Consider the following 26581-nt stretch of genomic DNA (forward strand, 5'->3'; position numbering starts at 1 on the left):
TGCGTAATTTTGCACGAAATTAAACAAACCAGCATGAAAATCCTCTGGCTCGACCTGAACAGTTCATACGCCCACTCCTCACTGGCACTCCCCGCACTGCATGCACAGATAGCCGACGACGACGCCATCGAATGGGACATCGTATCCGCCACCATCAACGAGAATGTGGGCATGGTAGCGGGCGAAGTCTACCGCCGCCGTCCCGACCTGCTTGCCGCCACTGTCTGGTTGTTCAACCACGAGCAACTGTTGCACATCATTTCAAGAGTAAAAGCCCTGCTGCCCCAATGCTGCATCGTATTGGGCGGACCGGAATTCCTGGGAGACAACGAATTCTTCCTGCGCAGCAACCCGTTTGTCAGTTGCGTGTTCAGGGGAGAAGGCGAAGAAGTGTTCCCGCAATGGATAACCCACCGCAACAATCCGTCGGAATGGAAGAATATCCCCGGACTCTGCTACCTCGACTCCCACGGAAATTACATCGATAACGGCATCGCCCGCGTGCTGGACTTCCATCACCTCGTTCCCCCCGAGAAAAGCCGTTTCTTCAACTGGAGCAAGCCTTTCGTTCAACTGGAAACCACACGGGGCTGCTTCAACACCTGCGCCTTCTGCGTCAGTGGTGGAGAAAAACCCGTGCGCACCCTGTCCATCGAAGCAATCCGCGAACGGCTGCAAATCATCCACCGACACGGAATAAAGAACGTGCGTGTGCTCGACCGTACTTTCAATTATAATACCCGCCGGGCAAAGGAACTGCTGGAACTGTTCCTTGAATTCGCCCCCGATATACGTTTCCACCTGGAAATGCACCCTGCCCTACTTTCCGAAGAGCTGAAAGAGGAGTTAAAGCGTCTGCCCGAAGGGTTGCTGCATCTGGAAGCCGGCATACAAAGCCTGCGCGAGCCGGTGCTTGTGCAAAGCCGACGGATGGGCCGACTGTCGGATGCGCTGGAAGGACTGAAATTCCTGTGTGCCCTCCCCAACATGGAAACGCATGCCGACCTGATTGCCGGGCTCCCGCTCTATCACCTTTCGGAGATATTCGAGGACATCCGCGTATTGGCGGAATATGGCGCCGGAGAAATACAACTGGAGTCCCTGAAACTGCTTCCCGGCACGGAAATGCGCCGCAGGGCGGAAGAACTGGGCATACAATATTCCCCGTTCCCACCCTACGAGGTGCTGCAAACCCGCGAAATCAATGTGGACGAACTGCAAACCGCGCGACAACTTTCGCGCCTGCTGGATGGTTTTTATAATGCTCCTGCCTGGCAAGGTATAACCCGAAGACTGATTTTGGATAACGAAACGTTCCTGCACGATTTTCTGGAACATCTAATACGGATAGGATTGATAGACCAGCCGATGAGTCTGGAAAAACGGGGCCTCATCCTGTATGAGTTCTGCAAGCGGCATTATCCCGAATATCAGTCGGAAGCAAGCATCGCCTGGATAGAGGCGGGCATGTCGCTGAAGAAGCTCCCGGCAGAACGGGTAAAGACCAAACGGCAAGTTCCTCCCGGACATTGGGAAGTGCTGTATGGGGAATACAGGGAGAACCTCCGGCTTTGTTTCCTGCCGGTCGGTGAGGAAGAAAACCGGGGATATTGGTTCGGCTTTGAGTCGGAGATACAGAAAATAGAGCCGGTGTTCAAGGCAAAGAATTAATTCATTCAAGTTTCGCACATTATCTATATATCATTGAAACTATCTCAATTCCCCTCCTCCTCCGACTGGAGGAGGAGAATTAAGATACTTATGTTTACTAATAATATGAATGACTTATGTTATTTCAGTAATTTATCGTACGAGGCTGAAATACTACCTTTGCCGTGCACAGGTTACGGATTAGTTATGCTATCTTTGCGACTCGGCATATCATCATCCGCATTGATGATAGGCATCATCCGTATTGATGGTAGGCATCATCCGTATTGATGATATATTAAAGATATAGATAAGCCTCGCTCAGTCGTAGCATCAAGGCTATTAAACCATAAAGAAAGGAGAAATCAACATGGCTTTCTACAAAAAACAAAAAATACATGGAAAGTGGTATCCGAGAGCAATAACCAAAGGTCGCCCTGCTACAACAGATGATGTGGCAAAACGACTGTCGCTTATGTCAACGGTAAGTCCGGGAGATACCTATGCAGTACTCGTAAATCTGGGTGAAGTGTTGGGCGAACTGATGAGTGCAGGTCGATCGGTACGGTTGAAAGGTGTAGGAACATTTTATCTCACTTGTCAATCGGAGAATCAGGGAGTAGACACGCCTGAAGAAGTCAGTCCCCAGCAAATCACTGATACAAAAGTGCGCTTCATCCCCGAATACAGCCGTGAGCAAAACAACCGGGTGACCGACCGCACCCTCATCGACCCTTATCTGGAATGGGTAGACTTTGACGAAATAGGCAACAACAGCAACAAATAACCCCTCTTCAAGAGGCTGAACAAGACCAATTTCAACCCCACCATATGGAAAACCAAATCATCGAAAAAGTCGATTTCACCATCGACGAACTGGAACCCAACTACTACGAATGTACCTTCGACAAATGCAACTTCTCCGGCCAGAGCATCGGCAGAGTTATCTTTGAGAGATGCACCTTCAAAGAATGCAACCTGTCACTGGTGAAAGCCAGCAACACCTCCTGGCTGGACGTCCTCTTCACCGACTGCAAGATGACAGGTATCAACTTCACCCTCAGCAATCGCTTCGGCCTGTCCGTGGAGTTCCGCAACTGCCTCCTCTCCTATGCCCTTTTCACCGAAATGAAGCTGAAAGGCACCCGCTTCACACGCTGCGACCTGCAAAATGCCGACTTCATGGAGACGCAACTCCCCGAAGCCAAGTTCACCGAGTGCGACCTCTGCTACGCCTCCTTCCACCACACCAACCTGGAAAAAGCCGATTTCAGCACCGCCCGCAACTACGCCCTGAACCCTGCCGCCAACCGCCTGAAGAAAGCCCGGTTCTCCCGCTACGGACTGGAAGGACTGCTGACGGGATTAGGAATAGAGGTTGTTGATTAACATTTCATTGTGTAATTGAGGAGTGGGTGCTGTAGCACAAGGCAATGTAACCCAAAACGTAGTTCCTGCACCCACTTCCGAAACCACCCCGATGGTTCCGCCCATGTTCTCTGCTATAGACTTACAAATGGGCAACCCTAACCCGCCCCCTTGCACAAAAGAGTCTACTTTCTCGAAACGGTCGAAAACCAACGGAAGTTTATCCTGCGGAATACCGCAGCCTGTATCTTTCACACTAATCTTGACACCCCCATCTGCCATGCTGTACGCTATATCGATATAGCCGCTTTGAGTGTTTTTCAGAGCGTTCGACAGGAAGTTGCTCAATATCCGTTTGACATACTGAGCGTCAAGTTCCACCATATAATCCTGTTCCGGCTTATCCACCCGAACATCCAGCTTTCCGCCAGCCTTCATCCTGCACTCGGCGGCACTTTCCACAATGAGGTCCGACAGACAGAACCATGCAGGATACAGTTTAAAGTCTCCCGCCTCCAACTTCGAAAGCTCCAGAACATCGTCCACCACCTTCAATAAGAGTGCGTTGTTATGCTGTATCAACTGGTTATATTCCTTTTTCTCTTCCATGTCGTCCGTCATAGTCAGTACGCTTGAGAAACCGACGATAGAATTCAACGGAGTACGTATCTCGTGGCTCATATTGGCAATAAAGGCAGACTTCAGCCTGTTGGCTTCTTCCGCTTTTTCTTTTGCTTCCCGCAAGTCCTGCTCCAGTGCCTTTCTCTTGTCAATCATCAGAGTTCCCCCCACCAGAAGAGCCGGTTCGCCATCTTCATCATACTGATATACAGCTCCGTAGATTTCTCTCCACGAAAGAGTGCCGTCTTCATCCCGAAGCAAGAATTCCTCGTCAAAGAAGTCCGTTTCCTTTCGTTTCAGTCTGTCCAATGCCCGATGGATGTTCTCCCTGTATTCCGGCAGGATAAGCTGTAGATGTTCGTCGGCATCTACTATTCTGTCCGTTCCACCTTCACCATCTCTTTTCCAGGTAATCTCTTTACGCCGCAAATCCCATGTCCACAGCTTCATACCGGTAGCTTTCAACAGCAAGCGATGCTGAAGATCCAATTGTTCCAACTGGCACCGCTTCTCTGCCGCTTCCGTGACGTCCACAGCCGCACTAATCAGCCAGCGGGGTTCGCCCTTGTAGTACAACAACTGCTTATACATATTCAATACATGTTCGCACCCATCAGCCAATATCAGACGCTGAAAAGTGTTTGATTGGCCGGAACGTATCGTTTCCCGGTCTGTCTGTTGAAAGGCAGAACAAATTTCGGGAGGCAGAACACTTGCGTTCTTCCCGATCAGGTCGTCCTGAGAGACACTATATAAATCTTCAGATTTCTTGTTCCAAAAGAGATAGTTACAGTTATCCTTGATGTCCTTCACCGTAGTCGGAATAGGAAGATTATTCAGCAACTCCCGCATCAGGAAATTGTCTTCCTTCATTTCTTCCCACTCTTTTACTGATATGCCATGAAGTTTATACAATCGGAAATAATAGACTATCGCTACAGAAACAACAAAAACAACTTGGATTGCCAGACACAATATAGACATTGTATATACAGATTTTTGCCGTTATTATTTTACAAAGGAATAAAATATCGCAAAAACAACCGATATACAGTTTGTCATACATATAAAGAATTGTCCTCAACTATATCAAAAAAAGTAATATCACACTGAAATACAGAATATTACTTTCTCAATTCTTTCTCTGCATTCTTAAACTCAGAAGGAGTCATTCCCGTCCTTGCCTTGAACAATTGGTGGAAAGTAGGCATACTGTTGATGCCTGACGCTTCGGCAATGGCACGTAATGTATATTCAGGATGTTCCTTCAATAAATGCATGGCATAATTCAAGCGGAGATTATTGAGATACCCGTTCAGATTGGTGTCCGTATTCTCTTTTATCATCCGGGCAAAACGGGTATTGTTCATCTTGACCATCCGGGCAAGTTCTTCTCTCGATATGTCGGCGGACAGATACAGGTTATCCCGTTTGATAATATAATCCAGCTTGCCGAAAATCATCTTATTCATCTGGGCTTCCTCTTCGTTGCCGTCGGATGCTTCCGGTTCTGTCTGCCCGGTCTCCGGGAAAGGTTGGTCTTCCGACACTCTCTCGGCATCAGCCTGCAAGCGGTTCATCTCCGTCTGCATGGACATCTGCTCGTTGATGCGCTCCACCAGTACTTGGTTCTTACGCTTGATTTTGCGGTTCTGCACCCACATACGCCACAGGAAAAACAGTGATAACAACGAAACGCAGAGGATGAAGACTAACGTAATGGTACGTATGGTAAGCTGGAAAGCCTGTTCCGCAATGCGGGCTTCCTTCTCGTTCACTTCGTAAAGGTTGTCCAGTTCCAGCGCGGCATTGGTTTTATCACGCCGGTAGATGCTGTCCGTTATGGACAGGATGGAAGCACGCAGTGCGGCGACTTTCTCATAGTCTTTCAGGGCAAGATAGGCGTCTATCTCCCGTTGCAGAACGCCGACGTACTGGATATTCAAGGTATCTTGCCGGTGCATCAGCTCCTTGAAGTCGCGGCAATGGTCGAGTACGGCTTGATACTGCTTGGTTACAAGCAGGTACGGGGTGGCATCGCGCTTACCGGCAGGAGTGTTATAGGCATGGGTGGACTGGTATTTTTTATGGTACTCCTTTCCACGTTCCACATCTCCCAGCAAATGGCAGATGCGGGACAATTTGGAATAGACATATCCGTATTGCTGGTCGAGGAAAGCCTCACGCACTTCCGGATTGCCTTTCATTCCGTCCAACAGCTTCTCACGTTGCAGGCCTACCTGCAAGGCGTCTTCCAGCCGGTTGTCGTTAATCAGGTATCCCATCTTCACCCCATAGAAATAGGAAAGCATCGACTTGCTCAGTTTATCTTTCCTGCCATCCAGCAGGGCGATTGCCTTATCGAAAAGCTCATACCCTTCCTCTTTCAATGACAGCATCCATTTGTTCTCGCCCATACAGAAGAGTAACTTACATTCCGACTGCCGGTCGTCGAGCCTGCGTGCCAGTTCCAGTCCTTCAACCGCGTAACGGTTGCTCTCCTTATATTCGCTCAGGATATGGGAGAGGTCGGCCAAGGTTATGGTCATCTTCAACAAGTGGTCAGGGTGGTTCCCGGAGATAGAATCATGTACATAGGCCCGGCGGGCATAGTGGAATGCCGATTTGTCCTGATACAGGTACGAGTAGACCATGCTACGCAAATCATCCACCATGTATATGGGCAACGCTTGCTTTGTTTCAGCTTCGTCCAGCAGTTGCAACGCGCGTTTCGGCTCATCCATATAGATGTCCGTGATATACTGTTCCGTATATATATCCTTTGTTCCTTTATCTCCGCTTGCCAGGGCAGATACCGACAGAAAGCCTAACAAGAGGAGACATATATAGAAATGTCTCATACGCTCAATCGTCTGTGTCTATTCTCTTATGGACTGCGCAGTCGGCGCAAATCCCTTTGATTACATAATTAATTCCCGTCTGCATGAATCCCTCCGGAAGCGTGACTGACGGGGCGTGCACACTCCGAATGCAATAGGTCTTATGGCAATGTTCGCAATAGAAGTGCATGTGCTGGTCTTCCACCGTACACATGCAGCAGTCTTCGCAAACGGCATACTTCAATGAACCGCTTCCATCGTCCACACCATGTATCAGGTGGTGGGAAAGGAACAGGGTCAGTGTCCGGAAAATAGTGGATTTATCAACCGTATCGAGTTTCTCTTCCAAATCTGCCATAGACACAGCCCGCCTCATCTCCATCATGGTGCGGAGAATCAACAGCCTCATCGCTGTAGGTTTGATATCCCGAAGGGACAATTTATGTAGATATACGTCTTTCATACTACTCAGAACTTCTTACCTAATATGCGGACCGAATTGAGAACAACCAGGAAAGCCACTCCGACATCGGCAAACACCGCCGCCCATAGCGTGGCAAAGCCAAAGGCGCCCGCAATCAGAACCAATATTTTCACGGTGATGGCACCGATAATATTTTGCACCACAATCCGTCTTGTGGCCCGTCCGATGGAAATGGCTGTCGCCACCCGCGACGGTTGGTCGGTCTGGATAACCACATCTGCACTTTCGATAGCGGCATCCGAACCCAGCCCTCCCATCGCAATCCCCACATCACTGAGAGCCAGTACGGGAGCGTCATTCATACCATCGCCCACAAAGGCTACGGACACGTCCGGGGCAGAATTGAGCTGTTCCAGATGGACGGCTTTATCTTCGGGAAGCAGGTCACCGTAAGCCTTGTCAATGCCCAATTCTGCGGCAAAGATATCAACAATCTCCTGTTTATCACCAGATAACATTTGAATATTATCTATTTTTAAAGCCTTTAATTTTTTTATAGCATCCGTGGCATCCTCCTTCAGAGTGTCCGAAAGCAGCAGGCAACCGGCATACCGCCCGTCGACGGCACAGACTACGACAGTGGCTACACAGTCCGTCAGTTCTCCGGGTACGGATATCTTGCGGTCCTTCAACAGGCGGATGTTGCCGACAAGGACTTTACGGCTCCCTACTTCGGCCTCCAGGCCATAGCCTGCCAGTTCATTCAATGTAGTTACTTCCAGAGGTTCTACACCCCGTTCGGCTGCGAAGCGGGCAACGGCTTGTGCCACAGGATGGGTGCTCTTCTTTTCTACGGACAGCACCAGTCGCAGCAATTCATCTTCCGGCAGACCGGCCGCCTGTATGGACGTCACGCGGAAACTGCCGGTGGTCAGCGTACCTGTTTTGTCGAAGACGATGGCATTCACGCGGGTGATGGCATCCAGATAATTGCTTCCCTTAAACAGGATACCCATACGGGAAGCCGCCCCTATTCCTCCGAAATAGCCCAACGGGATGCTGATAATCAGTGCGCACGGGCAGGATATTACGAGGAACACCAGCCCACGATAGAGCCAATCGTTGAACACATAGTCGAAGCCCGGGTGCACCGCCGCAACAAGTGCGGGAAGGGCTACTATTAGGACAGCCAAAAGCACGACTATCGGTGTATAGATGCGGGCAAACCGCCGGATGAACAGTTCGGCAGGCGCTTTGCGCTCTGCTGCGTCCTGCACAAGGTTAAGGATGCGTGCCAGCGTGCTGTGGTCGTAAGGTTTCGTCACCAGTATGCGCACTGCCTGTCCGCTGACAATCATACCGGCAAGGACATCACCGCCTGCGGAAACATTGCGGGGCATGCTCTCCCCGGTCAGCGCCGAAGTATCGAAAACGGCCTGCGGATTTTGCAGAGTTCCGTCCAGAGGGACACGTTCGCCGGGTTTTACTTCAATGGTTTCTCCCACATTGACGTCACGGGGAGAGATTGTGCGGAGCGTGTTTTCACGATATACATCCACCCGTTCGGGGCGCACATCGAGCAGGCCGCGGATATTGCGGGTAGCCTGGTTCACGGCTTTATCCTGCAACATCTCTCCTAAAGTATAGAGCAACATTACAGCAAGTGCTTCCGGATATTCTCCGATGTAGAATGCTCCGAGGGAGGCTAAGGCCATCAGGGAGAATTCATTGAACCAGTCTTTCCGCAAGATGCCCTCCCATGCTTCGCGCATCACAGGAAGTCCCACGGGGAGGAAGCCCAACAGGAACCAGCAAAATTCAACCACCGGATGGCTGAATCCTACCCATTGCTGATGCTGGAAGATGATACCCGTGATAAGGAATATACCTGATAGCACCGGAGCTCCTATCTTACGAATCATAGATTGCTCTTTCTCTTTGCTCTGCGGAGAAGTATGTGTATGTGCACAACCACACTGACATTTTGTTTCCATAATCTTAATCTTATTATTTTGTCCGGTGCAAAGGTAAGGGATGGGGGGTGCAACCGGGTTGCAAAAAGCTTATACTTTTTCTTTCTTTTGCATCAAGGCAAAAGAAAGTACGCCGCCTCCCAACCGATAATCGCCTCCTTCCGCACCTCCCCCCAATGGTAATTTCCGATGTCCCCTGTAGCTTTTATCACCCGATGACAAGGTATCAGAAACGCAACCGGATTCCTCCCGATAGCCGTCCCTACGGCTCTGCAAGCTCCTTCGTGTCCCGATTTTGTTGCCAGGTCGGCATAAGTAGTCAAACCGCCCGCCGGAATCTTCAATAACGTCTCCCATACTTTCAACTGGAAGGAAGTGCCTTTTAAGTGCAGTTTTATTTCGTCCGGTTTACTCCAATCCCGATTAAAGACAGAGAGAGCATCCTCCTGTTTCCGGTCGGGGCACTGCGTATAGGCAGCATTTGGAAAAAGCTGTTTCAAAGAACCGAGCGCCTCCTCCTCCCCTTCATCCACAAAAGCGAGATGGCAGATTCCCTTATCAGTAGAAGCAACCATCACCTGGCCGAACGGAGTTTCGGCAAAAGAATAATTGATACGAAGCGCCTGACCACCGTTTTTATATTCCCCCGGCGTCATCCCCTCGATGTTGACAAACAAATCATGCAGACGTCCCGTCCCCGACAAACCAACCTCACAGGCAGTATCGAAAAGTGAAGCATGCGTCTGTTTCAGAATACGCTTGGCATATTCCACATTCAGATATTGCAGGAAATTCTTCGGACTTATCCCCGCCCACTCCTGAAACATCCGTTGGAAATGAGCCGGACTCATATGCACATGCCCGGCTATCGTCTCCAACCGGGGCTGTTCCTGCCTGTTCTCTTTGATAAAGCGGATGGCGGCAGCAATGCGTTCGTAATTCAATTCTTGTTGTTGTTTCATTTAGCGCAAGGGATTATGGCAAAACCTTATTAATAAAAGAATCACAGCAAAGACACCGCCGATATCTCCAGTTCCAGCAAAAACTGTTTGGCAGGAAGCCCCCCGCCATACCCCGTCAGCTTACGATTACTGCCGATGACACGGTGGCAAGGCACAAATATGGAAATAGGATTCGCCCCATTCGATGCCGCCACGGCACGGACAGCCTTGGGATTACCCAGTTTCCGGGACAGTTCTCCATACGATACCGTCGTCCCATAGGGAATATTCAACAGCTCATGCCACACAGACTTCTGAAACTCCGTCCCTACAAAGAGTAGCGGCACACAGAACGTAGTCCGTTTGCCCGCAAAGTATTCATCCAGTTGGGTAACGGCTTGCGCCGTCACTTCCGAACTACCTGTTTCATAACTGGCATGCAGTCCATCCTGCATCCGCTTGTCAATGATGCCTCTGCGCTTCTCGTCCACCCAGTCGCACATACAGAGCTTATCTCCGAAAGAGCCAAGTATCAACTCTCCACATGGAGATTGATAATGTTGTATCAGAATCCTGTCCATCACCGTCATACATGTTTTTCGATTTATTCTTGTTCAGCATGCAAACATACGGACTTTACGGCTGATAACCGACCCGAAATATGCGAAAATCACTTCCACACTCCTATTTTTCCTTTTTCGACAAGTATCAGTACTTAGAAGATTAAACATTCCCTAAAAGAATGTCGTTCGTAAAACTTCTTTCACGGAAAGACGGTTGTTATCATATAAACCCTAAAAAAACGAACAACATGAAGAATGTAGTATTGATAGGAGCAAGTGGTTTCGTAGGAACCGCCATCCTGAACGAATTGCTGAACAGAGGCCATAAAGTAACCGCCATTGTGCGCGATGCCAAGAAGATGACCGTCAGCAACCAGAACCTGACAATCGTCGAAGCCGACGTCACCGACACCGATGCCCTGAAAGAGGCCGGCAAAGGAAAAGACGCCGTAATCAGCGCCTATAACCCCGGCTGGAAGGATCCCCATATATACGAAGATACCCTGAAGAATTATCCCCTGATAGTGGAAAGCGCGAAGCAAGCCGGCGTGAAGCGTCTGCTCATTGTGGGAGGTGCCGGAACCCTGTTCTATGCCCCCGGCAAGATGGTGATGGATGCCGATGATGTGCCCGCACAGCTTCTGCCCGGCATTAAGTCCTTAGGCGAATTCTACCTGAACACGCTCCGCAAGGAAAAAGATATCGACTGGATTTTCCTCTCCCCCGCCGCCAACATGACACCCGGCAAACGCACCACAAAGTTTCGCATCGGAAAAGACGACCTGGTGGTGGATGCCAACGGAGACAGCAATATATCTGTCGAAGACTTTGCCGTAGCCATGGTGGACGAGCTGGAACAGGAGAAGCACCACAAGGAACGTTTCACTATCGGATATTAAACAAAGCTATTTCAGAAAAGAATTTCTTTAAATTTCAAAACAGAATAAATGCCGGCAAATAAAGAATCACTCTTCTTTTTGCCGGCATTTGTCTTTTTACCAAACTTAATTGAACTAACCCTATTTATTCTGCATTCTTTTTCAGCCATTCCAACCTGCGCATATCAGGCAAGTGCTTCACTTTGAAGTTCTCAAACTTAACATTAAACCCACCTCCGTCAGGACAGGCAGCCATGAATCCAACCTTCACAGGAATATTATCCTGCAACCATGCATTCCGCATCATCGTATAAGTCTTGTCATCAAACGAATAGAAGATTTCAACAGCATCCAGCCTGCGGACAGCTTTAATCCAAATATAAGGGACAGGCTTATCCAAAGTGATTACGCTCCAATCACTGGTCTTGTGAGTCACTACTGTACTCAAATTAAATTTTCCGTCTACAAACTCAATACCTGCTTTGATGTAGTTTTCATGATCGATGCGCAACATCAGTCCCGCCTGGTCAAAGCGCGCCTTATAATCGCCCGTCACTTTCACTTTAGCTTCAAATTCACCACCATACGTTGCATAATAGAAGGGGGCATCATCCACAGTAAAACCATAATGAGAGATGCGCCAGTAATCACTCTGCGGAGTGACAAACATTGAAAGGCTTTTATCCTTTATTTCCCACTGTTCAGGTTCGTTGAACCACTGCATTTTTTCCAACGTCTGTGCAAAAGAAGTTTGCGCCACAACGGCCATCAACAGGCCAAAAAGTAATTTCTTCATTTTCCGTGTTATTTTAATTAATCGTTATTCTTATTTATCCAACTCCACTTTTTTATTCGGCACCATATTTCATCTTGTCCGCCTCCGTTATCTGACGAACCACCCGGCAGGGATTTCCAACCGCCAGCACATTGGCCGGAATGCTCTTGGTGACGACGCTTCCTGCACCGATAATCGTATTATCACCGATTGTCACTCCCGGCAACACACATACCTGAGCACCAATCCACACATTATTCCCCACCGTAATGGGATAAGCATATTCAAGCCCCCGGGTTCTTTGTGCCGCATCCAGTGCATGGCCGGCCGTGTAGAAACCGCAGTTCGGCGCCACAAACACGTTATCACCGAATGTCACCTTCGCACCATCCAGAATGACGCAATTCACATTTGAGTAAAAGTTCTCCCCTATCTCGATATTGTAACCGTAATCACAATAGAACGGCTGTTCTATCAGAAAAGACTTTCCCGTCCTGCCAAACAATGCGCGGATTATGTCTTCCCGTTCCTTCTTCTGCGAAGGACGCAGGCGGTTCAGCTCATAGCATCTCTCCTTGCAGACATCTCTCTCCGCCAAAAGTTCCGCATCACTATTGGCATCATACAACTTTCCAGCCTTCGCCTTTTCCTTTTCAGTCTCCATAATTTCCTTATTTTGATGAAATAACAATCTGTTTTACTTACCTTTGCAAAGGTAAAGGCTTGCAGGCAAACAGGCAATACTGATTAATAACCATTTTTCGCCCCCTCACACACCATGGATATCATAGATAAACTGAATGAAGAATTGCTGAAACAAACGTTCGCGAAAGAACGGAAACTGACGGAACATCTGGATGAGTATAAACACATCGCCTCCATGTATGCGCGTACCGAGAATGCCGTAGCCGTATTGAGCGATATGAAAACAAACACCAGCTACATCTATTATGGTGGGGTAGCGGAAAAACTCGGACTGGCAGAACGGGACACCAGCAAAACAGTTCATTCGATATGGGAAGAGGAAATATTCGGCCTGATGCACCCGGACGATTTACTGGAAAAGCATTTGCAGGAACTCCGCTTCTTCCATTTCCTGAAAAGCATCCCAAGCCGGAAACGCCGGGACTATTACCTCACGCACAACATGCGTATGCGGGATAATTCCGGCAGGTATGTGCACATTCTGCACCGGATATTCTACATAGCCAACGACTCAAACGGCAGCGTATGGCTGGCCCTCTGCCTCTATAACTTTTCCATAGATACCTCTCTGAACTGCATCATCATCAACTCCACCAACGGTCAAGTCTTGGAATTGGAAAAGCAAAGCTGCAACGACCTGCTGTCCGACAGGGAAAAAGAAGTCCTGCAACTAATTGATAAAGGGAAAATGAGTAAAGACATCGCCCGGATATTATCAATCAGCATAAACACCGTGAACCGGCACCGGCAGAATATTCTGGAAAAGCTGCAAGTGAGTAACTCCATTGAAGCCTGCCGGGTAGCAAAGGAGTTGAATTTGCTGCACGCCTGACAGGAATCGGGCTGTATCATCAAAAAATCTCAGAATTATCGTATCTTTGGGCGATTAAATAAGCCAAAACTAAGATTCACTTTACTGACAACCCCGTAATGAAAACAAATATCTTTTTAACCTGCATGCTGCTGGCAACCCTATTCAGTGCCTGCAATGCCACCAAACGTAACCAACAGAAAGAACTGGAACAGCCAATCGGGCAAGTCCTGAAAGATAAAAAGGCAACCGTGGGCGTTGCCGTATTAGTCAATGACACAATCGTTGCGCTCCATAACAATCAAATTCATTTCCCTCTGTTCAGTGTCTTCAAGTTCCATGTGGCACTGGCTGTTTTAGACAAAATGGATAAGGGGCACGTAAGTTTAGACAGTATCATGGAAATAAAAGCAGCCCAGATGCTGCCCAACACGTACAGCCCGTTGAGGCAGAAATTCCCCGACCGGGATTTCAGCATATCCCTGGGAGAGTTGTTAAAATACAGTATATCATTGAGCGATAACAATGCCTGCGATGTGCTCATTGACTACGCCGGTGGTATAGATAAAGTAAACAGCTACATAAAGTCATTAGGTCTGAAAGACTTTAATCTGGCGGCAAACGAAGAACTTATGCACCGGGATGTGGCAACCCAGTATCAAAACTGGAGCACTCCGGAGGCAGTAGTCAGATTACTGAATATAGCCGACAAGCAAACACTGTTTGCCGCCGAATACAAAGATTTCTTATGGCAAATCCTGAAAGAGACTTCCACAGGTACGGACAAACTGAAAGGAGAATTGCCTCCTGATGTTATCGTCGGACACAAAACCGGTTCTTCGGACAGAACACCCGAAGGTGTGAAAACCGCCGATAACGACGCTGGCTTCATTATCCTTCCGGACGGACGGAAATATTATATCACCGTCCTCGTCATGGAATCGCAGGAAACCGACCGGGAAAATGCAGCCATCATCGCCCGTATATCCAAGATAGTATATGATTCTTTAAATCCCAATATCCAATGAAAGAAAACAACGCCCCTCTCTGGCTCGAATGGGCCAAAGAACTCCAGTTCATAGCTCAAGCCGGACTAACCTATTCCAAAGATCCTTTCGACCTTGAACGCTTCGAACGTATCCGCGAAATATCAGCAGAGATAATGAGCCACCAGAGCGACCTGCCAGTAGAAAAAGTGAAAAACCTGTTCTGCAACGAAACAGGCTTTCAGACACCCAAACTGGACACGCGGGCAGCCATCTTCAAAGATGATAAAATTCTCCTGGTAAAAGAAAAGGCCGGTGTATGGTCTTTACCGGGCGGTTGGGTAGACGTGAATCAAACCATCAAGACCAATACGGAAAAAGAGGTAAAGGAAGAGGCGGGATTGGATGTGAAAGCAGTCCGCCTGATTGCTGTGCAGGACAGGAATCTGCACAACGTACCACCATACGCATACAATGTTTGCAAGGCTTTTGTACTGTGTGAAGTAACAGGCGGGAGTTTTCAAAGTAACATAGAAACGACTGAAAGCAGATATTTCTCTCTGGATGAGATACCGGAATTAGCGGAAGAAAAGAACAGCAAAGAACAGATTGCCATGTGCTTCGCTGCCTATCAGGACGAGAACTGGGAGGTGCAGTTTGATTGAGGCATCTTCTACAGCCTTTCAGCAAGCCTCCCCTATTCTATCTCCAGAATCTCCTTCATCCTCGGTCAGAAATCATCTCCCCATGCTTCAAGCAGTTCAATTATGGGAATTAAAGTTCTTCCGGTCTCAGTGATGGAGTATTCCGAATGGGGCGGAAGTTCCGTAAATATTTTCTTCTGTATCATTCCATGCATTTCCAATTCCTTTAATTGCTGGTTTATCACCCGCGGACTTGCATCGGTAAACAAACGATGCAGTTCACTGGGACGCTTAGAACCTGTAACCAATTCCTGAATGATACAGGATTTCCACTTTCCACCAATCACCTCCATGGTAATCTTGATGCCACAATCAATATCAAAAGGAATTTTCTTCTTATACATATACTCAAGTTTTGCACAAAAATAGGAATATTGGAAGAAAGATAAAAACCATAATGATACATTTCGTCATTATCTTCAAAATCACCCTGTCTTCATGACTAAATGTTATATTCGTTTTATTACTTGAAAAAGACAGCAAACTATTTTCTGTTCGCCCTTGTTTATTACATGAAATACAGTTCTTTTGCATAAAGAAAGGAGAACATATTATGGAACTGTCATTAAATCCCACGGAGTGGTATATGAAGTTATTAGCTCCGCTAAGCCCGGATATTAAATTGGATTTAATCAGCAAATTGTCTGAGTCTTTAAAAGAAAAGGTAGCTCATCCTGCAAAAAAGACACCTAATTCCGAAAACTTCTTTAGTGCATTTCCGGTGCATGGGAAGACAGTATTTCGGTGCATCCTTCAGTAACAATAAAGAAGAACGTTTAAAAGACGTTGCTTTTGTGATTGACCACTTTAAAGTAATTCCTGTTTCCGAAACATTACCTTTATTCGGAGATATTAAAGCGAATTTAAGGAGAGAAGGAAAACTAATTGATGATTTTGATATATTAATAGGTTGTGCAGCCATCCTTAATCATTTAACAATAGTCACAGATAATATAAAACATTTAGGCAGGCTGCCTGGTATCATTGTTGAAAACTGGACGAACCGCTCCATTTAAACTTGGATTTATTCTGATAATATATAGCCAAATCGCCCCACTACATTATCATAGATGTAATGGGGTGTTTCTTTATTATATTGTACCCTCAGACTCTATATCTCATGTAACAACTCATCCATAGGGATAAATTTATCACTATATGAATAATTTAGCCGTACTTGTATAAAACCGAAGGGCTTCCTATTTTTGTACCTAAAAAAATGAGAAGCTTTTTAGTATCCATCGCATTAATCATTGGAGCCACTTCAATGTATGCACAAAAAAACAATAAAGATATGAAGAATGAAACGACTCCTCTCCGCCTGATTTACCCGCAATGGCAAGGTGGAATTATAGATCACTGGATGCCTGATATTCCTGCGGAAGACTCTTCCAGAGGCTATTATTTAGGTGCCCAACTCTTAAACCTGCTGGCTCCCGAAAGCAACCAGAAGACTGTGGAAGTTCCGGTTTCACTGGACATAAACGACCGGGCCATAGAGAAAGGCATCAGCGCCCGCAATGTCATCGTAAAACAAAGCAAAGCAGCGCTCGATATTCTTAATGAAAACAATCCGGACCGGATTATCACCCTCGGCGGGGAATGCTCGGTGAGCGTTGTCCCGTTCACTTACCTGGCGGCTAAATATCCTGACGATATAGCCGTAGTCTGGATAGATGCACATCCTGACATCAACCTGCCTTACGATGCATACAAAGGTTATCACGCAATGGCCCTCACAGCCTGTCTGGGTATGGGTGATGAAGAGATTATCAATATGTTACCCGGTAAATTCGATGTGTCCAAAGCATTGATTGTAGGTTTACGTTCGTGGGACGAAGGTATGCAAGCAAGGCAAAAGGAATTAGGCATAAAAGGTCTGGCTCCCAAATACGTGGCGGAGAATAGTACCACCATCATGGAGTGGCTGAAAGGAATAGGAGTTTCCAAAGTCGTCATCCACTTCGACCTGGACGTGATAGACCCTGCCGACATGATTGCAGGCGTAGGCGTTGAACCTGACGGGATGAAGACCGTGGAAGTGATACGAGTGATTAATGATATAGCCGCCAAGTATGATTTAGTCGGCCTGACCGTAGCCGAGCCCATGCCCCGCATTGCAATCAAAATCAGAAACATGCTGAACCGCTTACCTTTATTAAAAGAGTAAGAAAAAGCCCATACAAATAATCTCTATATTTGTATGGGTTCAAACAGATAGAACCGGTATCGGTCAAATGGTCTGCTATTCAGAAAAAGATTCATCGCATACTTCAGTGACTTGTTCATAAGGAATGCATCCATAGCTGCGGTCGTCCAGATAACGCAATGCTACATACGGTACGTCTGCCCCGGAAACATACATTTGCAATATAGATATAACCTCCGCCATACGCGAAGTGAATGAACCATTTCGTTCATTATAAACCTTCACCCACACACGGTCTCCTCTTTTGATGGAAAGTTCTATATTCTTCATAAACAGTATAATTAATGCGTTTGTTGGAATTACTTGCATAGTAACGGCAAACTACCATTTGATGCAGACCGGAAAGGCGTTTTCAGACGGTATCATTTTATGGTAAAAAGAAGTTTTCCTGATAATAAGGTACGTAAAGAAGCATTCCACTTTCAAAGGATAAAGCGGAAACACGATTCCTTTTGCCTGCTGGGGTAAAAAATCGGAAACTATATGTATCAGGGACTAATTTTGATATTATTTTTGCTGTTCGATATAAGATTTATTCATATTTTGTTAGGGTTTGTTTGCTTTTCTGTCAAAAAAGACGCAACTTTGTAGCTGCTATTTGCCGTTACTATGCAAGTAATTTCACCTCAACGAAGTACCATACAGCATATTAAATCTGCCATCTTTCCTCTTTTTACTTTTCTTCACCAAGGAAATCACTTGCCTGTTTATTCTGTCTATCACCTCCGCATCAAACGGTTTCAGATAAGTCATCGTCACCCGAATGGACGAGTGCCCCAACGACTGGCTTATCAGTCCCACAGGTACACCATTATGATAAGCAAGTGTAGCCCATGTATGCCTTGCGGTGTATGAACTTACGGAAACACCGGGCAATAACTGCTTCATCAACCGCGCCAACTCCCGGTTGAAATGCCGTAATGTTTCTTGATAACGGTGGTGATGTTCCTCCATGAACAAGCCACCATGCAGCAACGGGAACAGATACTCTGAATCCGTCTTGTCCCTGTACTTCTGCAACAGCCTCATCGCATCGGGCGGCACATCCACCACCATCAGTTTCCCCGTCTTGTGCCGACGGTAAGTGATGCGCCTATTTCTCAAATCCGACTTCCGCAAGTGTGCCAGGTCGATGAACGGCATACCGCGCAACATGAACATCAGCAGGAAGTAGGTAAGCACTTGCTGTTGACGCAGTGTCAGCACACTAAAGTCCGTATTCCTGAGTTGCTCCATCTGCTCGGCCGTTAGCGCCCGCTTGGTACGCGACTCCACTTTCGTATAAACATCCTTGAACAGCACCGGATTGTACCCCTCTATGCCCGGTGACATCCAGCGATTGTACACCGCCTGCAGCGTACGCATGTAAGTGGAGATCGTGTTCGGACTGGACTGTTGTCCAGCCAACCAGTCCTCATACTCTTTCAGCCTCTCCGGGGTGAAAATCTCCTGCATGGACAGGGAAGCAGTGGTGTTTTTCGGATATCTTTCCTCTGCACAAAACTTCTCATAGGAACGCAGCGTGCAAGCATAAACATGCATTGCCGGGAACTTTCCTTCCCGCTTCAGCATCCCGATAACTTCCGGCATGTAGAGCCGTAAGTCATCTTTCGCATTTTTTCTTTCTACATTCATAAAGCATTGATTTTAATTACATGATTCAAAAAACTGCTTGTACCACAGAACGTACGTGCAGTAGTAATGTTTATGAGCGCCAAAGATAAAGCTAAAGGAATCCGACAAGAGAATATTTATAAATTATACGAATCAGGTATTGAATTTGATTTATCACGGAAAAGAAAGAGTTAATTCAACCCCTGATTCTCATAAATTGTGAAATAGTAGTAATTCTTTCCCTCCCCGTTGAACTAATGCCTTGTACACTCTGTTCTCTGACCAAAATAGAACATTAATTTAGTTTTTAACCATTAAACCTGTTTAATTATGACATGTAAAGATTCTCACTTTTTGATTGGCCTTGGAATAGGTTCAATCTTTGGAGCACTGGCTTATGGCTTTGCCCGCAGTGCAAGAGCAAAAAAAATGAAAGCAGAAGTATTCGATGCCCTGCACAGAATTGAAGGACATACCGAATGCCTGATTGAATCTGCTAAAGAAAAGGCATTGTATGCCGGAGAAAAAGTCGCTGACAGAGTAGCCAATGAAACGTCTGTCATTGCTGAAAAAGCCAATGACATCAAAGGCAAAGTGCACTCTATGGCTGATGAAGCTAAGAAGTAATCAATCTGTTCATTATTGCAAAAACAGAGGAAGGCGGAGGATCATACCTACACTCTCTCTGTTTTTCATTATATATTTGTGATTGAATGAGCCTCACTCACCAATGAAGCCGGATAATCGCAAATCTCCAATATCTTAATTGCATTATGCTCGGTCGCAATTCCGCGTTTCAACTTGTAATCGAAAGACAGGATACCATCTTTCACCGACTCGCTGAAATAGTATAATTCGTATTCATCTTCCAGCATATCGGCCAGTTCTAGATCGTGCGTAGATACAAATACCACATTATCACTTTTCACCAGCCAGGAAAGCACAGCTTTTGAAATCGCTATCCGCTCCTTGGTATTGGTTCCTCTGAACAATTCATCAAGCAGGAAGAGATAATTCCCATGACCGCTTTCATCTACGAAATTCTTGATAGTCGTCACTTCCTGCATAAAGTAACTCTTATTCTCCATCAAGTTATCTCCCTGGTGGATGGAAGATAGAAGAGAAATTCCGGTATTTATCTCAAAGACTTCTGCGAAACAGGTATGAAGTGCTTTCGCTGCCAACAGATTCACTCCTATCGTACGCATGAAACAGGTCTTACCTGCCATATTCGAACCGGTTATCAATGCCGATTTCTCATGTAGTACCATATCGTTCGGAATACAGTTTTCTATCAGAGGATGATACACAGCCTGTGTACGCAATCGCTCCCCTGCCCTGTTATCTCCCGGCAGACAATAATAAGGTAGCTCCTCCCTCAAGATGGCAACAGACCAAATGGAATCCAGAAAACCTATGAAGCGGTAAACATTGTGAATAGCCGTCGCCTTCTCCTTCAACAGATGAAAAGTTCTGCCTACCGCATACGCTTCGTGGAGAAAGAATACCCGGATTAATTCCGCTACCATATAAAACATAATAGCCATGTCGTTATCCAGACTGAGGTTGAAACGGAAATAAGAGATATACTTCTTCAGCCCCTCTACAGCCTTCAGGTCATTCGTGATAGAAGGATCTACAGAGACAAACTCCTTGTTCTGCGCCAGCTTTCCCGCCTGTCTTATCATTTTCAGAAGTTGAGGTATGGAGAAAAAGTATCTCTGGATTTTCGCCTTATTACGATAGTGCAACACTGCATTCGCCACAAATGAAAAAACAAATAAAGTAAGAAACACTCCCGAATGAGTGAGCAGCATCAGAGCCAGAAACAGCAAAGGCAGAAACCGGCAGACATTAATAAGAGCCATCTCCTTGGCACCAATCCCTGTATTATCATTTTCCAGAATGGATACGATGGAATAAGCATCCGGTTTATCCAGTTCCTTCAGTGCATTGCTTAAAAGAGTACGCAATTCCGCATGAGTTGCCAATGAAGACAGAAGTGCTTCCTGCTTTTCCATACCGGAGGTTTTATCCGATAGCAGAAGATAATACAAGTACTGTCTGCCTATGCTGGAATGACAATAATCTATTTCGGCAAACAGGTCATCCAGATTCAGATCGTCAATACTGTTAGCGGATAATCCGGTTTCGCCTTCGGCATTTCTATAAAGGAAATAGTTCGCAATTTCGGACATGGTGTATTCTTTATGGTTCAGTAATTGTTTTGTGCATTTATTCAACCTCTTCCGTATCAAGGCAGAAGATCTGATGTCATAAAGCCCTGTTTTATAATCAATTTATTGAATAAACAACAAATCTATTAAAATCAACTGGAAAAGCAAACCCTTTTAGGGATATTGTTTTGCCTGAACCAGTATTCTTTCATGAAAAAGCAGCGATTCACTGAAATCGGGAATAATTGCAAACTATACGTGTGATATCGTTATCCCCCACCCCAACGGAACCGCCTACCTTTGCAACATCAGAAAACAAGAATAAAACTCTAACGGAAAATAATATGAAACAGAAATTAATAACATTAGCAGGTCTGCTGATTTCGGGAACGATTTTAGCACAAGACGGAGGAACAATTATGAAGAAGTATGAAAATCAACTGCCGCAGGAAGGCAGAGGCAATGTGCATGTAGCCTATCAGGGAAAAGCTATCGATCAAATGATTTACGAGTTTATGGAAGAACAGGGCATACCAGGTATGACCCTCGCCATTGTACAGGCACCTTACATCCCGCGTGTAGTGGGCTACGGAGTAACAGATTTCGAAAAAGGAAATCTGGCAGCAGCAAAAACACTCTGGCCCATCGGTCCTATTTCGCAAGGCTTCACAGCAGTAGCCATCATGCAGCTATATGAGAAAGACAAACTGGACCTGAACGATGCTATTGGAAAGTACCTCAAGGATATTCCGGAGAACTGGAAAAAGATCAGTATCCTCCAGCTGATGCAACATAGTTCGGGCATTGCCGACTACCGTTCGCAAAAGGATTTTAGCGTATCCGCAGATTACCAACCCGAACAACTGATAAAAACGATAGAAACTATTCCACTGGCTTTTGAACCGGGTACAGATGTAAAGCAGAGTGCTACAAACTTTCTGTTGCTGACTTCTATTATTGAGAAAGTAAGCAAGATGTCGTATCACAACTTCGTGAAGAAGTATCAGATAGATTACCTCGGTCTGCAACAGACCTATTTCGGAGAAGATTTAGCCAGAGTAAAACAAGAAGATGTTACAACGACTGCCAATGTACACCAGATTTTCAAGAAAGATAAAGACTACATCAACCCGTCAGAGACGGCTACAGGATATATAGAAAAGGATGGTAAATTAGTTGTCGCCCCTGCTATCAGCTCCTCCTCAATGAAAGGTTTTTCTGATATATGGGCTTCTGCCGAAAATGTCAGCCATTGGGACATCGGCCTTGCCGGAGGTGTACTGATAGCTAAACCGGGAAACCGGGACATGATCTATAAGCCTACAAAACTGGCAAATGGAAAGATGGTTCCTGCAATAGCCGGCTGGCAGTTCTACAACCACAAAGGTCTGATGGATATAAAAGGAAGCGTATCGGGACATTCAGCTTTTCTGAGCCGCTTTACGGATGCATCAGAGTTGGTATGCGTAACTCTGCTTGCCAACAAAGAAGGAGTTGACCTGACAAACCTGGGACGCAAAATTGCTGCTGCCTTCGATAGCAACAAGATGGGAACAGGTGCCAATGATAACCTGTTCTATACCTACGAAAGCCAATTCAGCGTAGCAGAAACAATGGCCCGCATCGAACAGACTCTGAAAGCTATGGGGATACCTGTATTCGCCAAATTCGACCATGGCAAAAATGCTGAAGAGGTAGGTCTTGAACTTCGTCCGAACCAAGTTATCGTTTTCGGTTCACCCAAGGTAGGAACCCAATTAATGCAGGAAAATCCCAGCATCTCCATTGAATTACCACTGAAGATATCTGTCTGGGAAGACAAGAACGGTAGTGTATGGGCTACTTTCCCGCAAATGAGAGTGATGGGTGCAGAATACGGTCTTGATAAAAAACCGGTTATAGGGAAAATGCAGGAGCTGTTAGAAAAGATAGTTATTCAATCGGCAAGTATATATTAAGTAAAAACAAAAACACAAAAACTCTATATAAAAAACGGAGCGGGGACTATCTTTTTAGATACATCCCCGCTCTACTTTATTATGGGTAATACTAAAGGCACTACCCTAACTCTTTATCTACAAATTATGCTTTATCCGCAATGGAAATACTTATTAACCAGTTTTAGCATTTCCTCCTGATTGTCACGTACCTCACTACGCAAGGTACGATCTTCATAGGAACGCAATTTACTGATAATTCCATCAACCATTGCAGGACTAAATACATGATACTCTTCGAAAATAGCACGCTGTTTTTCCAAGCAATCGGCAGAAGCGGCACAGCTATCAGGGAGTTGAGCCAATTGTTTCAGCTTATCTTCATTTTCCTTCTTATGAATATTCACATTCACATAGGTCTTTTCTGCAATCTCCAAAGCATTTTCAATTTCAAAACCATGACGACATGCTACGGCCAATCCGGCTATCAGTTGGTACAAATCGGCAGAACCGTCCGGAGAGCGCATTTCCACAGTTTGTTTCTGTGTAGTATCATAGTGGCTGGGAGCTTCCAACGGATTAGCCAGCATACACATATCTGTCTTTGCCGACCATCCCAGCGGAACACGTACCAATACAGAACGGTTACGATCACCCCAGCAAATATTTGTCGGAGCTTCCTGATGCGGCACCAAACGGAAATAAGAAGTAGGATTCGTATTACCGAAAGCTGTAATGGAAGGTGCAAGCTCCATCATTCCCGCAATAGCCTTACGGGCAGTTTCAGAAAGTACACCATCTTTCAACATCTGGTTTTGACCGTCTTTCATAATACGCATATGGATATGCAATCCTGAACCGGCCTTTCCGGCTGTAATTTTCGGAGCAAACGTAATGTCATACCCGTATTGATAAGCCAGATTACGGATAACCCATTTCGCAATCATCAACTGATCGGCAGCCAGGTCCGCACGTACCGGCAGGAATTCAATTTCATTCTGCTCATAGATTTTACCGTCAAGCGTGAAGTTACCTACCTCGGAATGCCCGTATTTGATCTGTCCGCCCGCCTTTGCAATATACAGCATACAGTCGGTACGGAAATCATTGAACTTAGCATAAGGAGCAGATTCATGATAGCCACGTTGGTCAGTGGCAGGGAACAGTCCACTATCTTCTGATATCACATAATATTCCAATTCGCCCATAGCCTGGAATTCCATTCCGGTTACATCAGTAAAGGCTTTGCAAGCTTTACGCAACGTATATTCCGGTGAACTTTCCAGAAGTTCTCCATCTTTATTGAAGTAAGAGCACAGCATGGAAAGTGTTGTAGTTTCAGCAAAAGGATCGATAAAGGCTGTACAAAAACGCGGCACTACATACAAGTCGCTACTGCCCGCTTCGATAAACGGGAAAAGGCTTGACCCGTCCACACGCTCACCGCAAGTCAGTATGGCATCAAGGTAAGCAGCATCGTTAATGACAAAATTCAATGTTTTCAGTCGCCCGTCTGCTGCGGGATACATGAAGTTCACCATGCGGATATCGTTCTCCTTGATATAAGAAATAATGTCTGCTTTCGTAAATTCGGAAGCCGGTTTTTGAAGAGCAGCCACCAGTTGGTTGGCGCTCATCGATAGTTCCTGATTCATACGTTGGTTGTTTTTTAAGTTATTGTATGGTTAACAATGTGTTGTCATGCAATGATTCCCCACAAAGATAATATTTTATAATAACTTCAATATATATGATACTCAAAAAAAGAAATAAAATGAAGGCTTGGCAAAAGGTGATAGGATAAACTATTTGTATATTCGGGTTGTTATAATAAGAAAAGTTATAGGAAATAGTAACCCAGGCTACTATTCCTTTTTTCCGTCATATCCCCACTTTACATAAATAGCACCCCAGGCAAACCCTGCCCCAAACGCTGTAAAGATGAGGTTATCGCCTTTCTTTAGCTTATCTTCAAAATCCCAGATACAAAGCGGAAGTGTGGCAGCACTCGTATTACCATAACGCTCGATGTTAACCATCACTTTCTCGGTTGGAATCTCCAAGCGTTGCGTTACAGCAGTGATAATGCGCTGGTTGGCCTGGTGGGGAATTACCCAGTCAATATCATCTTTACTTAAATGGTTTCTTTCAATGACAGCTTCACAAGCATTAGCCATATTAGCTACGGCATATTTGAAAACCGTACGCCCTTCCTGATAAATGTAATGCATGTGATTATCTAGCGTATAATAGGAAGGAGTACATACAGAACCACCCGCTTTAATATGTAGGAAAGGTAGCCCTTTACCATCCGTTCTCAATACTGAATCCATTACACCTAAATCTTCCGTAGTAGGTTCCAGCATGAAGGCTGCCGCACCATCACCGAAAATAGGGCAAGTAGCACGATCGGTATAATCTATGATTGAAGACATTTTCTCAGCCCCTACCACGATAATCTTCTTGTAGTTTCCCGAACGAATAAAGTTAGCTCCCGTCTCCAGCGCATACAGAAAACCGCTGCAAACTGCCTGTACATCGAAAGCAAAAGCACGTTTCAATCCCAGTCGCTCACACAAGATGGAAGCTGTAGAAGGTAAACGATAGTCAGGAGTGGTAGTAGCGACAATCACCAGATCTATTTCATCCGGTTGAGAATTCGTACGTTGCATTAACTGTTTGGCAGCTTTGCGGGCCATATACGAAGTTCCCAGTCCCTCTTCATGCAGAATACGCCTTTCCTTTATGCCTATACGCCCCATAATCCATTCATCGGTGGTATCGACCATTTTAGAAATCTCATCATTGGTTAGGATATAATCGGGCACATATCCTCCGACTCCCGTAATTACTGCGTTTATTTTCTCCATAAGCTCTGCCTCGTTTAGTTAATTCTGATTATAGGGACAATTATATATAAGTGATACTTAAGAAAATGCGGGCGCAAATATACAGAAAAGACTATGAATTCCAAGAATTGGCCAAAAACGCTTTGGTCTTTTACCAATGAAAAGGAATAATTGACCAAAATTTCGTTGAATATTATTTCTTAATCCAAATATTGACGATTTCTGAGATAAACATTTGATGTTTGGAAGGTTCGTTTTTATAAGCTTCTTCTATGATTTTTGATTTATAAGGTTCGGTCAGATCCGTATTCCTTCCTGACATTGTACCGCATATACGCAGAACATTGCGATATTTTTCATTAAAGAAGCTGAGGGTAAAACTCTCATGCTGTTGAAGAAATTAACAAGTATAGCGGGTATCGCGTATAAAAATAAAGGTAGAAGGACATGCATACGATATATTATTAGATAGCACTCCCTGGTTATACAAACTCATACGGTTACCATGGATGGAAAATATACTCAAGGTTAACTGGATATAAACTCCGATTCTGGC

General features: G+C 45.7%; 27 protein-coding genes. 13 read left to right on the plus strand and 14 right to left on the minus strand.

Annotated elements, in window-relative coordinates:
• Positions 1-33 precede the first annotated feature (33 nt).
• The 4 genes from DW182_RS08215 (at position 34) to DW182_RS08225 (ending at position 3039) form a co-directional block, all read left to right on the plus strand.
• Positions 34-1671 (plus strand): B12-binding domain-containing radical SAM protein, encoded by a 1638-nt coding sequence (locus DW182_RS08215; protein ID WP_118295287.1) that lies wholly within the window; start codon positions 34-36, stop codon positions 1669-1671.
• Positions 1672-1776: 105 nt separating this feature from the next.
• Positions 1777-1941: a hypothetical protein gene (locus tag DW182_RS22275; RefSeq protein WP_199678565.1), complete on the plus strand. Its 165-nt coding sequence runs from the start codon at positions 1777-1779 to the stop codon at positions 1939-1941.
• Between the two features lie 79 nt (positions 1942-2020).
• Positions 2021-2437 carry an HU family DNA-binding protein gene (locus DW182_RS08220; RefSeq protein WP_025835930.1) on the plus strand — a complete coding sequence of 139 codons (417 nt, stop codon included), beginning with the start codon at positions 2021-2023 and terminating at the stop codon, positions 2435-2437.
• Between the two features lie 44 nt (positions 2438-2481).
• A complete protein-coding gene (locus DW182_RS08225; RefSeq protein ID WP_115502894.1) occupies positions 2482-3039 on the plus strand; it encodes a pentapeptide repeat-containing protein in 558 nt (185 codons plus the stop codon).
• Here DW182_RS08225 and DW182_RS08230 read toward each other — a convergent pair.
• The 6 genes from DW182_RS08230 to DW182_RS08255 all read right to left on the minus strand — a co-directional run bounded on the left by DW182_RS08230 (position 3016) and on the right by DW182_RS08255 (position 10398).
• Positions 3016-4623 carry a PAS domain-containing sensor histidine kinase gene (locus tag DW182_RS08230; RefSeq protein ID WP_118295258.1) on the minus strand — a complete coding sequence of 536 codons (1608 nt, stop codon included), beginning with the start codon at positions 4621-4623 and terminating at the stop codon, positions 3016-3018. The genes DW182_RS08225 and DW182_RS08230 overlap by 24 nt on opposite strands.
• Before the next feature lie 140 nt (positions 4624-4763).
• Positions 4764-6500: a helix-turn-helix domain-containing protein gene (locus DW182_RS08235; protein ID WP_118295259.1), complete on the minus strand. Its 1737-nt coding sequence runs from the start codon at positions 6498-6500 to the stop codon at positions 4764-4766.
• A gap of 4 nt (positions 6501-6504) precedes the next feature.
• Positions 6505-6942: a Fur family transcriptional regulator gene (locus tag DW182_RS08240; RefSeq protein ID WP_007665262.1), complete on the minus strand. Its 438-nt coding sequence runs from the start codon at positions 6940-6942 to the stop codon at positions 6505-6507.
• 5 nt (positions 6943-6947) lie between these two features.
• Complete coding sequence (locus DW182_RS08245) at positions 6948-8897, minus strand: heavy metal translocating P-type ATPase (RefSeq protein ID WP_118295260.1); 1950 nt, start codon at positions 8895-8897, stop codon at positions 6948-6950.
• Between the two features lie 92 nt (positions 8898-8989).
• Positions 8990-9838: a methylated-DNA--[protein]-cysteine S-methyltransferase gene (locus DW182_RS08250; protein ID WP_118295261.1), complete on the minus strand. Its 849-nt coding sequence runs from the start codon at positions 9836-9838 to the stop codon at positions 8990-8992.
• Positions 9839-9879: 41 nt separating this feature from the next.
• Positions 9880-10398: a methylated-DNA--[protein]-cysteine S-methyltransferase gene (locus tag DW182_RS08255; protein ID WP_118295288.1), complete on the minus strand. Its 519-nt coding sequence runs from the start codon at positions 10396-10398 to the stop codon at positions 9880-9882.
• A gap of 230 nt (positions 10399-10628) precedes the next feature.
• Between DW182_RS08255 and DW182_RS08260 the strand changes: the two genes are divergently transcribed.
• Positions 10629-11279, plus strand: a complete 651-nt coding sequence (locus tag DW182_RS08260) for an NAD(P)-dependent oxidoreductase (RefSeq protein ID WP_118295262.1) — start codon at positions 10629-10631, stop codon at positions 11277-11279.
• 124 nt (positions 11280-11403) lie between these two features.
• Here the strand turns inward: DW182_RS08260 and DW182_RS08265 are convergent, their stop codons facing one another.
• Positions 11404-12054, minus strand: coding sequence for a DUF1349 domain-containing protein (locus DW182_RS08265; RefSeq protein WP_118295263.1), 651 nt, complete (start codon positions 12052-12054; stop codon positions 11404-11406).
• 52 nt (positions 12055-12106) lie between these two features.
• The gene (locus tag DW182_RS08270) at positions 12107-12697 is read right to left on the minus strand and encodes a sugar O-acetyltransferase (protein WP_118295264.1); all 591 of its coding nucleotides are present in this window, start codon (positions 12695-12697) and stop codon (positions 12107-12109) included.
• 114 nt (positions 12698-12811) lie between these two features.
• On the opposite strand from DW182_RS08270, the gene DW182_RS08275 reads away from it, so the two are divergent.
• From DW182_RS08275 to DW182_RS08285, 3 genes are all read left to right on the plus strand, one after another.
• Positions 12812-13570 carry a response regulator transcription factor gene (locus DW182_RS08275; RefSeq protein ID WP_118295265.1) on the plus strand — a complete coding sequence of 253 codons (759 nt, stop codon included), beginning with the start codon at positions 12812-12814 and terminating at the stop codon, positions 13568-13570.
• A gap of 125 nt (positions 13571-13695) precedes the next feature.
• Positions 13696-14577, plus strand: a complete 882-nt coding sequence (gene bla, locus DW182_RS08280) for a class A beta-lactamase, subclass A2 (protein ID WP_199678568.1) — start codon at positions 13696-13698, stop codon at positions 14575-14577.
• Positions 14574-15200: an NUDIX hydrolase gene (locus DW182_RS08285; protein WP_118295267.1), complete on the plus strand. Its 627-nt coding sequence runs from the start codon at positions 14574-14576 to the stop codon at positions 15198-15200. The genes bla and DW182_RS08285 overlap by 4 nt, the downstream gene beginning before the upstream one ends.
• A gap of 65 nt (positions 15201-15265) precedes the next feature.
• On the opposite strand, the gene DW182_RS08290 is transcribed toward DW182_RS08285, so the two are convergent.
• The gene (locus tag DW182_RS08290; protein WP_199678566.1) at positions 15266-15583 is read right to left on the minus strand and encodes a helix-turn-helix domain-containing protein; all 318 of its coding nucleotides are present in this window, start codon (positions 15581-15583) and stop codon (positions 15266-15268) included.
• Between the two features lie 381 nt (positions 15584-15964).
• Between DW182_RS08290 and DW182_RS08300 the strand changes: the two genes are divergently transcribed.
• Both DW182_RS08300 and DW182_RS08305 read left to right on the plus strand, forming a co-directional pair.
• On the plus strand, positions 15965-16255 hold the full coding sequence (locus DW182_RS08300) for a type II toxin-antitoxin system VapC family toxin (protein ID WP_229036191.1): 291 nt from the start codon (positions 15965-15967) through the stop codon (positions 16253-16255).
• A 251-nt stretch (positions 16256-16506) separates the two neighbouring features.
• Complete coding sequence (locus DW182_RS08305) at positions 16507-17409, plus strand: arginase family protein (RefSeq protein WP_370449799.1); 903 nt, start codon at positions 16507-16509, stop codon at positions 17407-17409.
• Between the two features lie 75 nt (positions 17410-17484).
• On the opposite strand, the gene DW182_RS08310 is transcribed toward DW182_RS08305, so the two are convergent.
• Both DW182_RS08310 and DW182_RS08315 read right to left on the minus strand, forming a co-directional pair.
• Positions 17485-17718 (minus strand): hypothetical protein, encoded by a 234-nt coding sequence (locus DW182_RS08310; RefSeq protein ID WP_118308124.1) that lies wholly within the window; start codon positions 17716-17718, stop codon positions 17485-17487.
• Between the two features lie 351 nt (positions 17719-18069).
• Positions 18070-19083 carry a site-specific integrase gene (locus tag DW182_RS08315; RefSeq protein WP_118295268.1) on the minus strand — a complete coding sequence of 338 codons (1014 nt, stop codon included), beginning with the start codon at positions 19081-19083 and terminating at the stop codon, positions 18070-18072.
• 408 nt (positions 19084-19491) lie between these two features.
• Here DW182_RS08315 and DW182_RS08320 point away from each other — a divergent pair, with 408 nt between their 5' ends.
• The gene (locus DW182_RS08320) at positions 19492-19689 is read left to right on the plus strand and encodes a hypothetical protein (protein ID WP_370449798.1); all 198 of its coding nucleotides are present in this window, start codon (positions 19492-19494) and stop codon (positions 19687-19689) included.
• Positions 19690-19757: 68 nt separating this feature from the next.
• Here the strand turns inward: DW182_RS08320 and DW182_RS08325 are convergent, their stop codons facing one another.
• A complete protein-coding gene (locus DW182_RS08325; protein WP_118295291.1) occupies positions 19758-21260 on the minus strand; it encodes a hypothetical protein in 1503 nt (500 codons plus the stop codon).
• A 323-nt stretch (positions 21261-21583) separates the two neighbouring features.
• Here DW182_RS08325 and DW182_RS08330 point away from each other — a divergent pair, with 323 nt between their 5' ends.
• Positions 21584-23197 carry a serine hydrolase gene (locus DW182_RS08330; protein ID WP_118295269.1) on the plus strand — a complete coding sequence of 538 codons (1614 nt, stop codon included), beginning with the start codon at positions 21584-21586 and terminating at the stop codon, positions 23195-23197.
• Between the two features lie 131 nt (positions 23198-23328).
• Here DW182_RS08330 and DW182_RS08335 read toward each other — a convergent pair whose 3' ends face one another.
• Positions 23329-24831 (minus strand): glutamine synthetase family protein, encoded by a 1503-nt coding sequence (locus DW182_RS08335; protein ID WP_118295270.1) that lies wholly within the window; start codon positions 24829-24831, stop codon positions 23329-23331.
• A gap of 210 nt (positions 24832-25041) precedes the next feature.
• A complete protein-coding gene (locus DW182_RS08340) occupies positions 25042-26046 on the minus strand; it encodes a beta-ketoacyl-ACP synthase III (protein ID WP_007213298.1) in 1005 nt (334 codons plus the stop codon).
• A 437-nt stretch (positions 26047-26483) separates the two neighbouring features.
• Here DW182_RS08340 and DW182_RS22460 point away from each other — a divergent pair, with 437 nt between their 5' ends.
• Complete coding sequence (locus DW182_RS22460) at positions 26484-26567, plus strand: hypothetical protein (protein WP_233564114.1); 84 nt, start codon at positions 26484-26486, stop codon at positions 26565-26567.
• The last annotated feature ends 14 nt before the right edge of the window (positions 26568-26581 follow it).

Source organism: Bacteroides sp. AM16-24, from assembly GCF_003471885.1.
GTDB lineage: Bacteria > Bacteroidota > Bacteroidia > Bacteroidales > Bacteroidaceae > Bacteroides.

Bases quoted from the DNA above. Each gene is read 5' to 3' on its own strand.
- DW182_RS08215 (WP_118295287.1), top strand. From the start codon at position 34: ATGAAAATCCTCTGGCTCGACCTGAACAGTTCATACGCCCACTCCTCA.
- DW182_RS22275 (WP_199678565.1), top strand. From the start codon at position 1,777: ATGAATGACTTATGTTATTTCAGTAATTTATCGTACGAGGCTGAAATA.
- DW182_RS08220 (WP_025835930.1), top strand. From the start codon at position 2,021: ATGGCTTTCTACAAAAAACAAAAAATACATGGAAAGTGGTATCCGAGA.
- DW182_RS08225 (WP_115502894.1), top strand. From the start codon at position 2,482: ATGGAAAACCAAATCATCGAAAAAGTCGATTTCACCATCGACGAACTG.
- DW182_RS08230 (WP_118295258.1), bottom strand. From the start codon at position 4,623: ATGTCTATATTGTGTCTGGCAATCCAAGTTGTTTTTGTTGTTTCTGTA.
- DW182_RS08235 (WP_118295259.1), bottom strand. From the start codon at position 6,500: ATGAGACATTTCTATATATGTCTCCTCTTGTTAGGCTTTCTGTCGGTA.
- DW182_RS08240 (WP_007665262.1), bottom strand. From the start codon at position 6,942: ATGAAAGACGTATATCTACATAAATTGTCCCTTCGGGATATCAAACCT.
- DW182_RS08245 (WP_118295260.1), bottom strand. From the start codon at position 8,897: ATGGAAACAAAATGTCAGTGTGGTTGTGCACATACACATACTTCTCCG.
- DW182_RS08250 (WP_118295261.1), bottom strand. From the start codon at position 9,838: ATGAAACAACAACAAGAATTGAATTACGAACGCATTGCTGCCGCCATC.
- DW182_RS08255 (WP_118295288.1), bottom strand. From the start codon at position 10,398: ATGGACAGGATTCTGATACAACATTATCAATCTCCATGTGGAGAGTTG.
- DW182_RS08260 (WP_118295262.1), top strand. From the start codon at position 10,629: ATGAAGAATGTAGTATTGATAGGAGCAAGTGGTTTCGTAGGAACCGCC.
- DW182_RS08265 (WP_118295263.1), bottom strand. From the start codon at position 12,054: ATGAAGAAATTACTTTTTGGCCTGTTGATGGCCGTTGTGGCGCAAACT.
- DW182_RS08270 (WP_118295264.1), bottom strand. From the start codon at position 12,697: ATGGAGACTGAAAAGGAAAAGGCGAAGGCTGGAAAGTTGTATGATGCC.
- DW182_RS08275 (WP_118295265.1), top strand. From the start codon at position 12,812: ATGGATATCATAGATAAACTGAATGAAGAATTGCTGAAACAAACGTTC.
- bla (WP_199678568.1), top strand. From the start codon at position 13,696: ATGCTGCTGGCAACCCTATTCAGTGCCTGCAATGCCACCAAACGTAAC.
- DW182_RS08285 (WP_118295267.1), top strand. From the start codon at position 14,574: ATGAAAGAAAACAACGCCCCTCTCTGGCTCGAATGGGCCAAAGAACTC.
- DW182_RS08290 (WP_199678566.1), bottom strand. From the start codon at position 15,583: ATGTATAAGAAGAAAATTCCTTTTGATATTGATTGTGGCATCAAGATT.
- DW182_RS08300 (WP_229036191.1), top strand. From the start codon at position 15,965: ATGGGAAGACAGTATTTCGGTGCATCCTTCAGTAACAATAAAGAAGAA.
- DW182_RS08305 (WP_370449799.1), top strand. From the start codon at position 16,507: ATGTATGCACAAAAAAACAATAAAGATATGAAGAATGAAACGACTCCT.
- DW182_RS08310 (WP_118308124.1), bottom strand. From the start codon at position 17,718: ATGAAGAATATAGAACTTTCCATCAAAAGAGGAGACCGTGTGTGGGTG.
- DW182_RS08315 (WP_118295268.1), bottom strand. From the start codon at position 19,083: ATGAATGTAGAAAGAAAAAATGCGAAAGATGACTTACGGCTCTACATG.
- DW182_RS08320 (WP_370449798.1), top strand. From the start codon at position 19,492: ATGAAAGCAGAAGTATTCGATGCCCTGCACAGAATTGAAGGACATACC.
- DW182_RS08325 (WP_118295291.1), bottom strand. From the start codon at position 21,260: ATGTCCGAAATTGCGAACTATTTCCTTTATAGAAATGCCGAAGGCGAA.
- DW182_RS08330 (WP_118295269.1), top strand. From the start codon at position 21,584: ATGAAACAGAAATTAATAACATTAGCAGGTCTGCTGATTTCGGGAACG.
- DW182_RS08335 (WP_118295270.1), bottom strand. From the start codon at position 24,831: ATGAATCAGGAACTATCGATGAGCGCCAACCAACTGGTGGCTGCTCTT.
- DW182_RS08340 (WP_007213298.1), bottom strand. From the start codon at position 26,046: ATGGAGAAAATAAACGCAGTAATTACGGGAGTCGGAGGATATGTGCCC.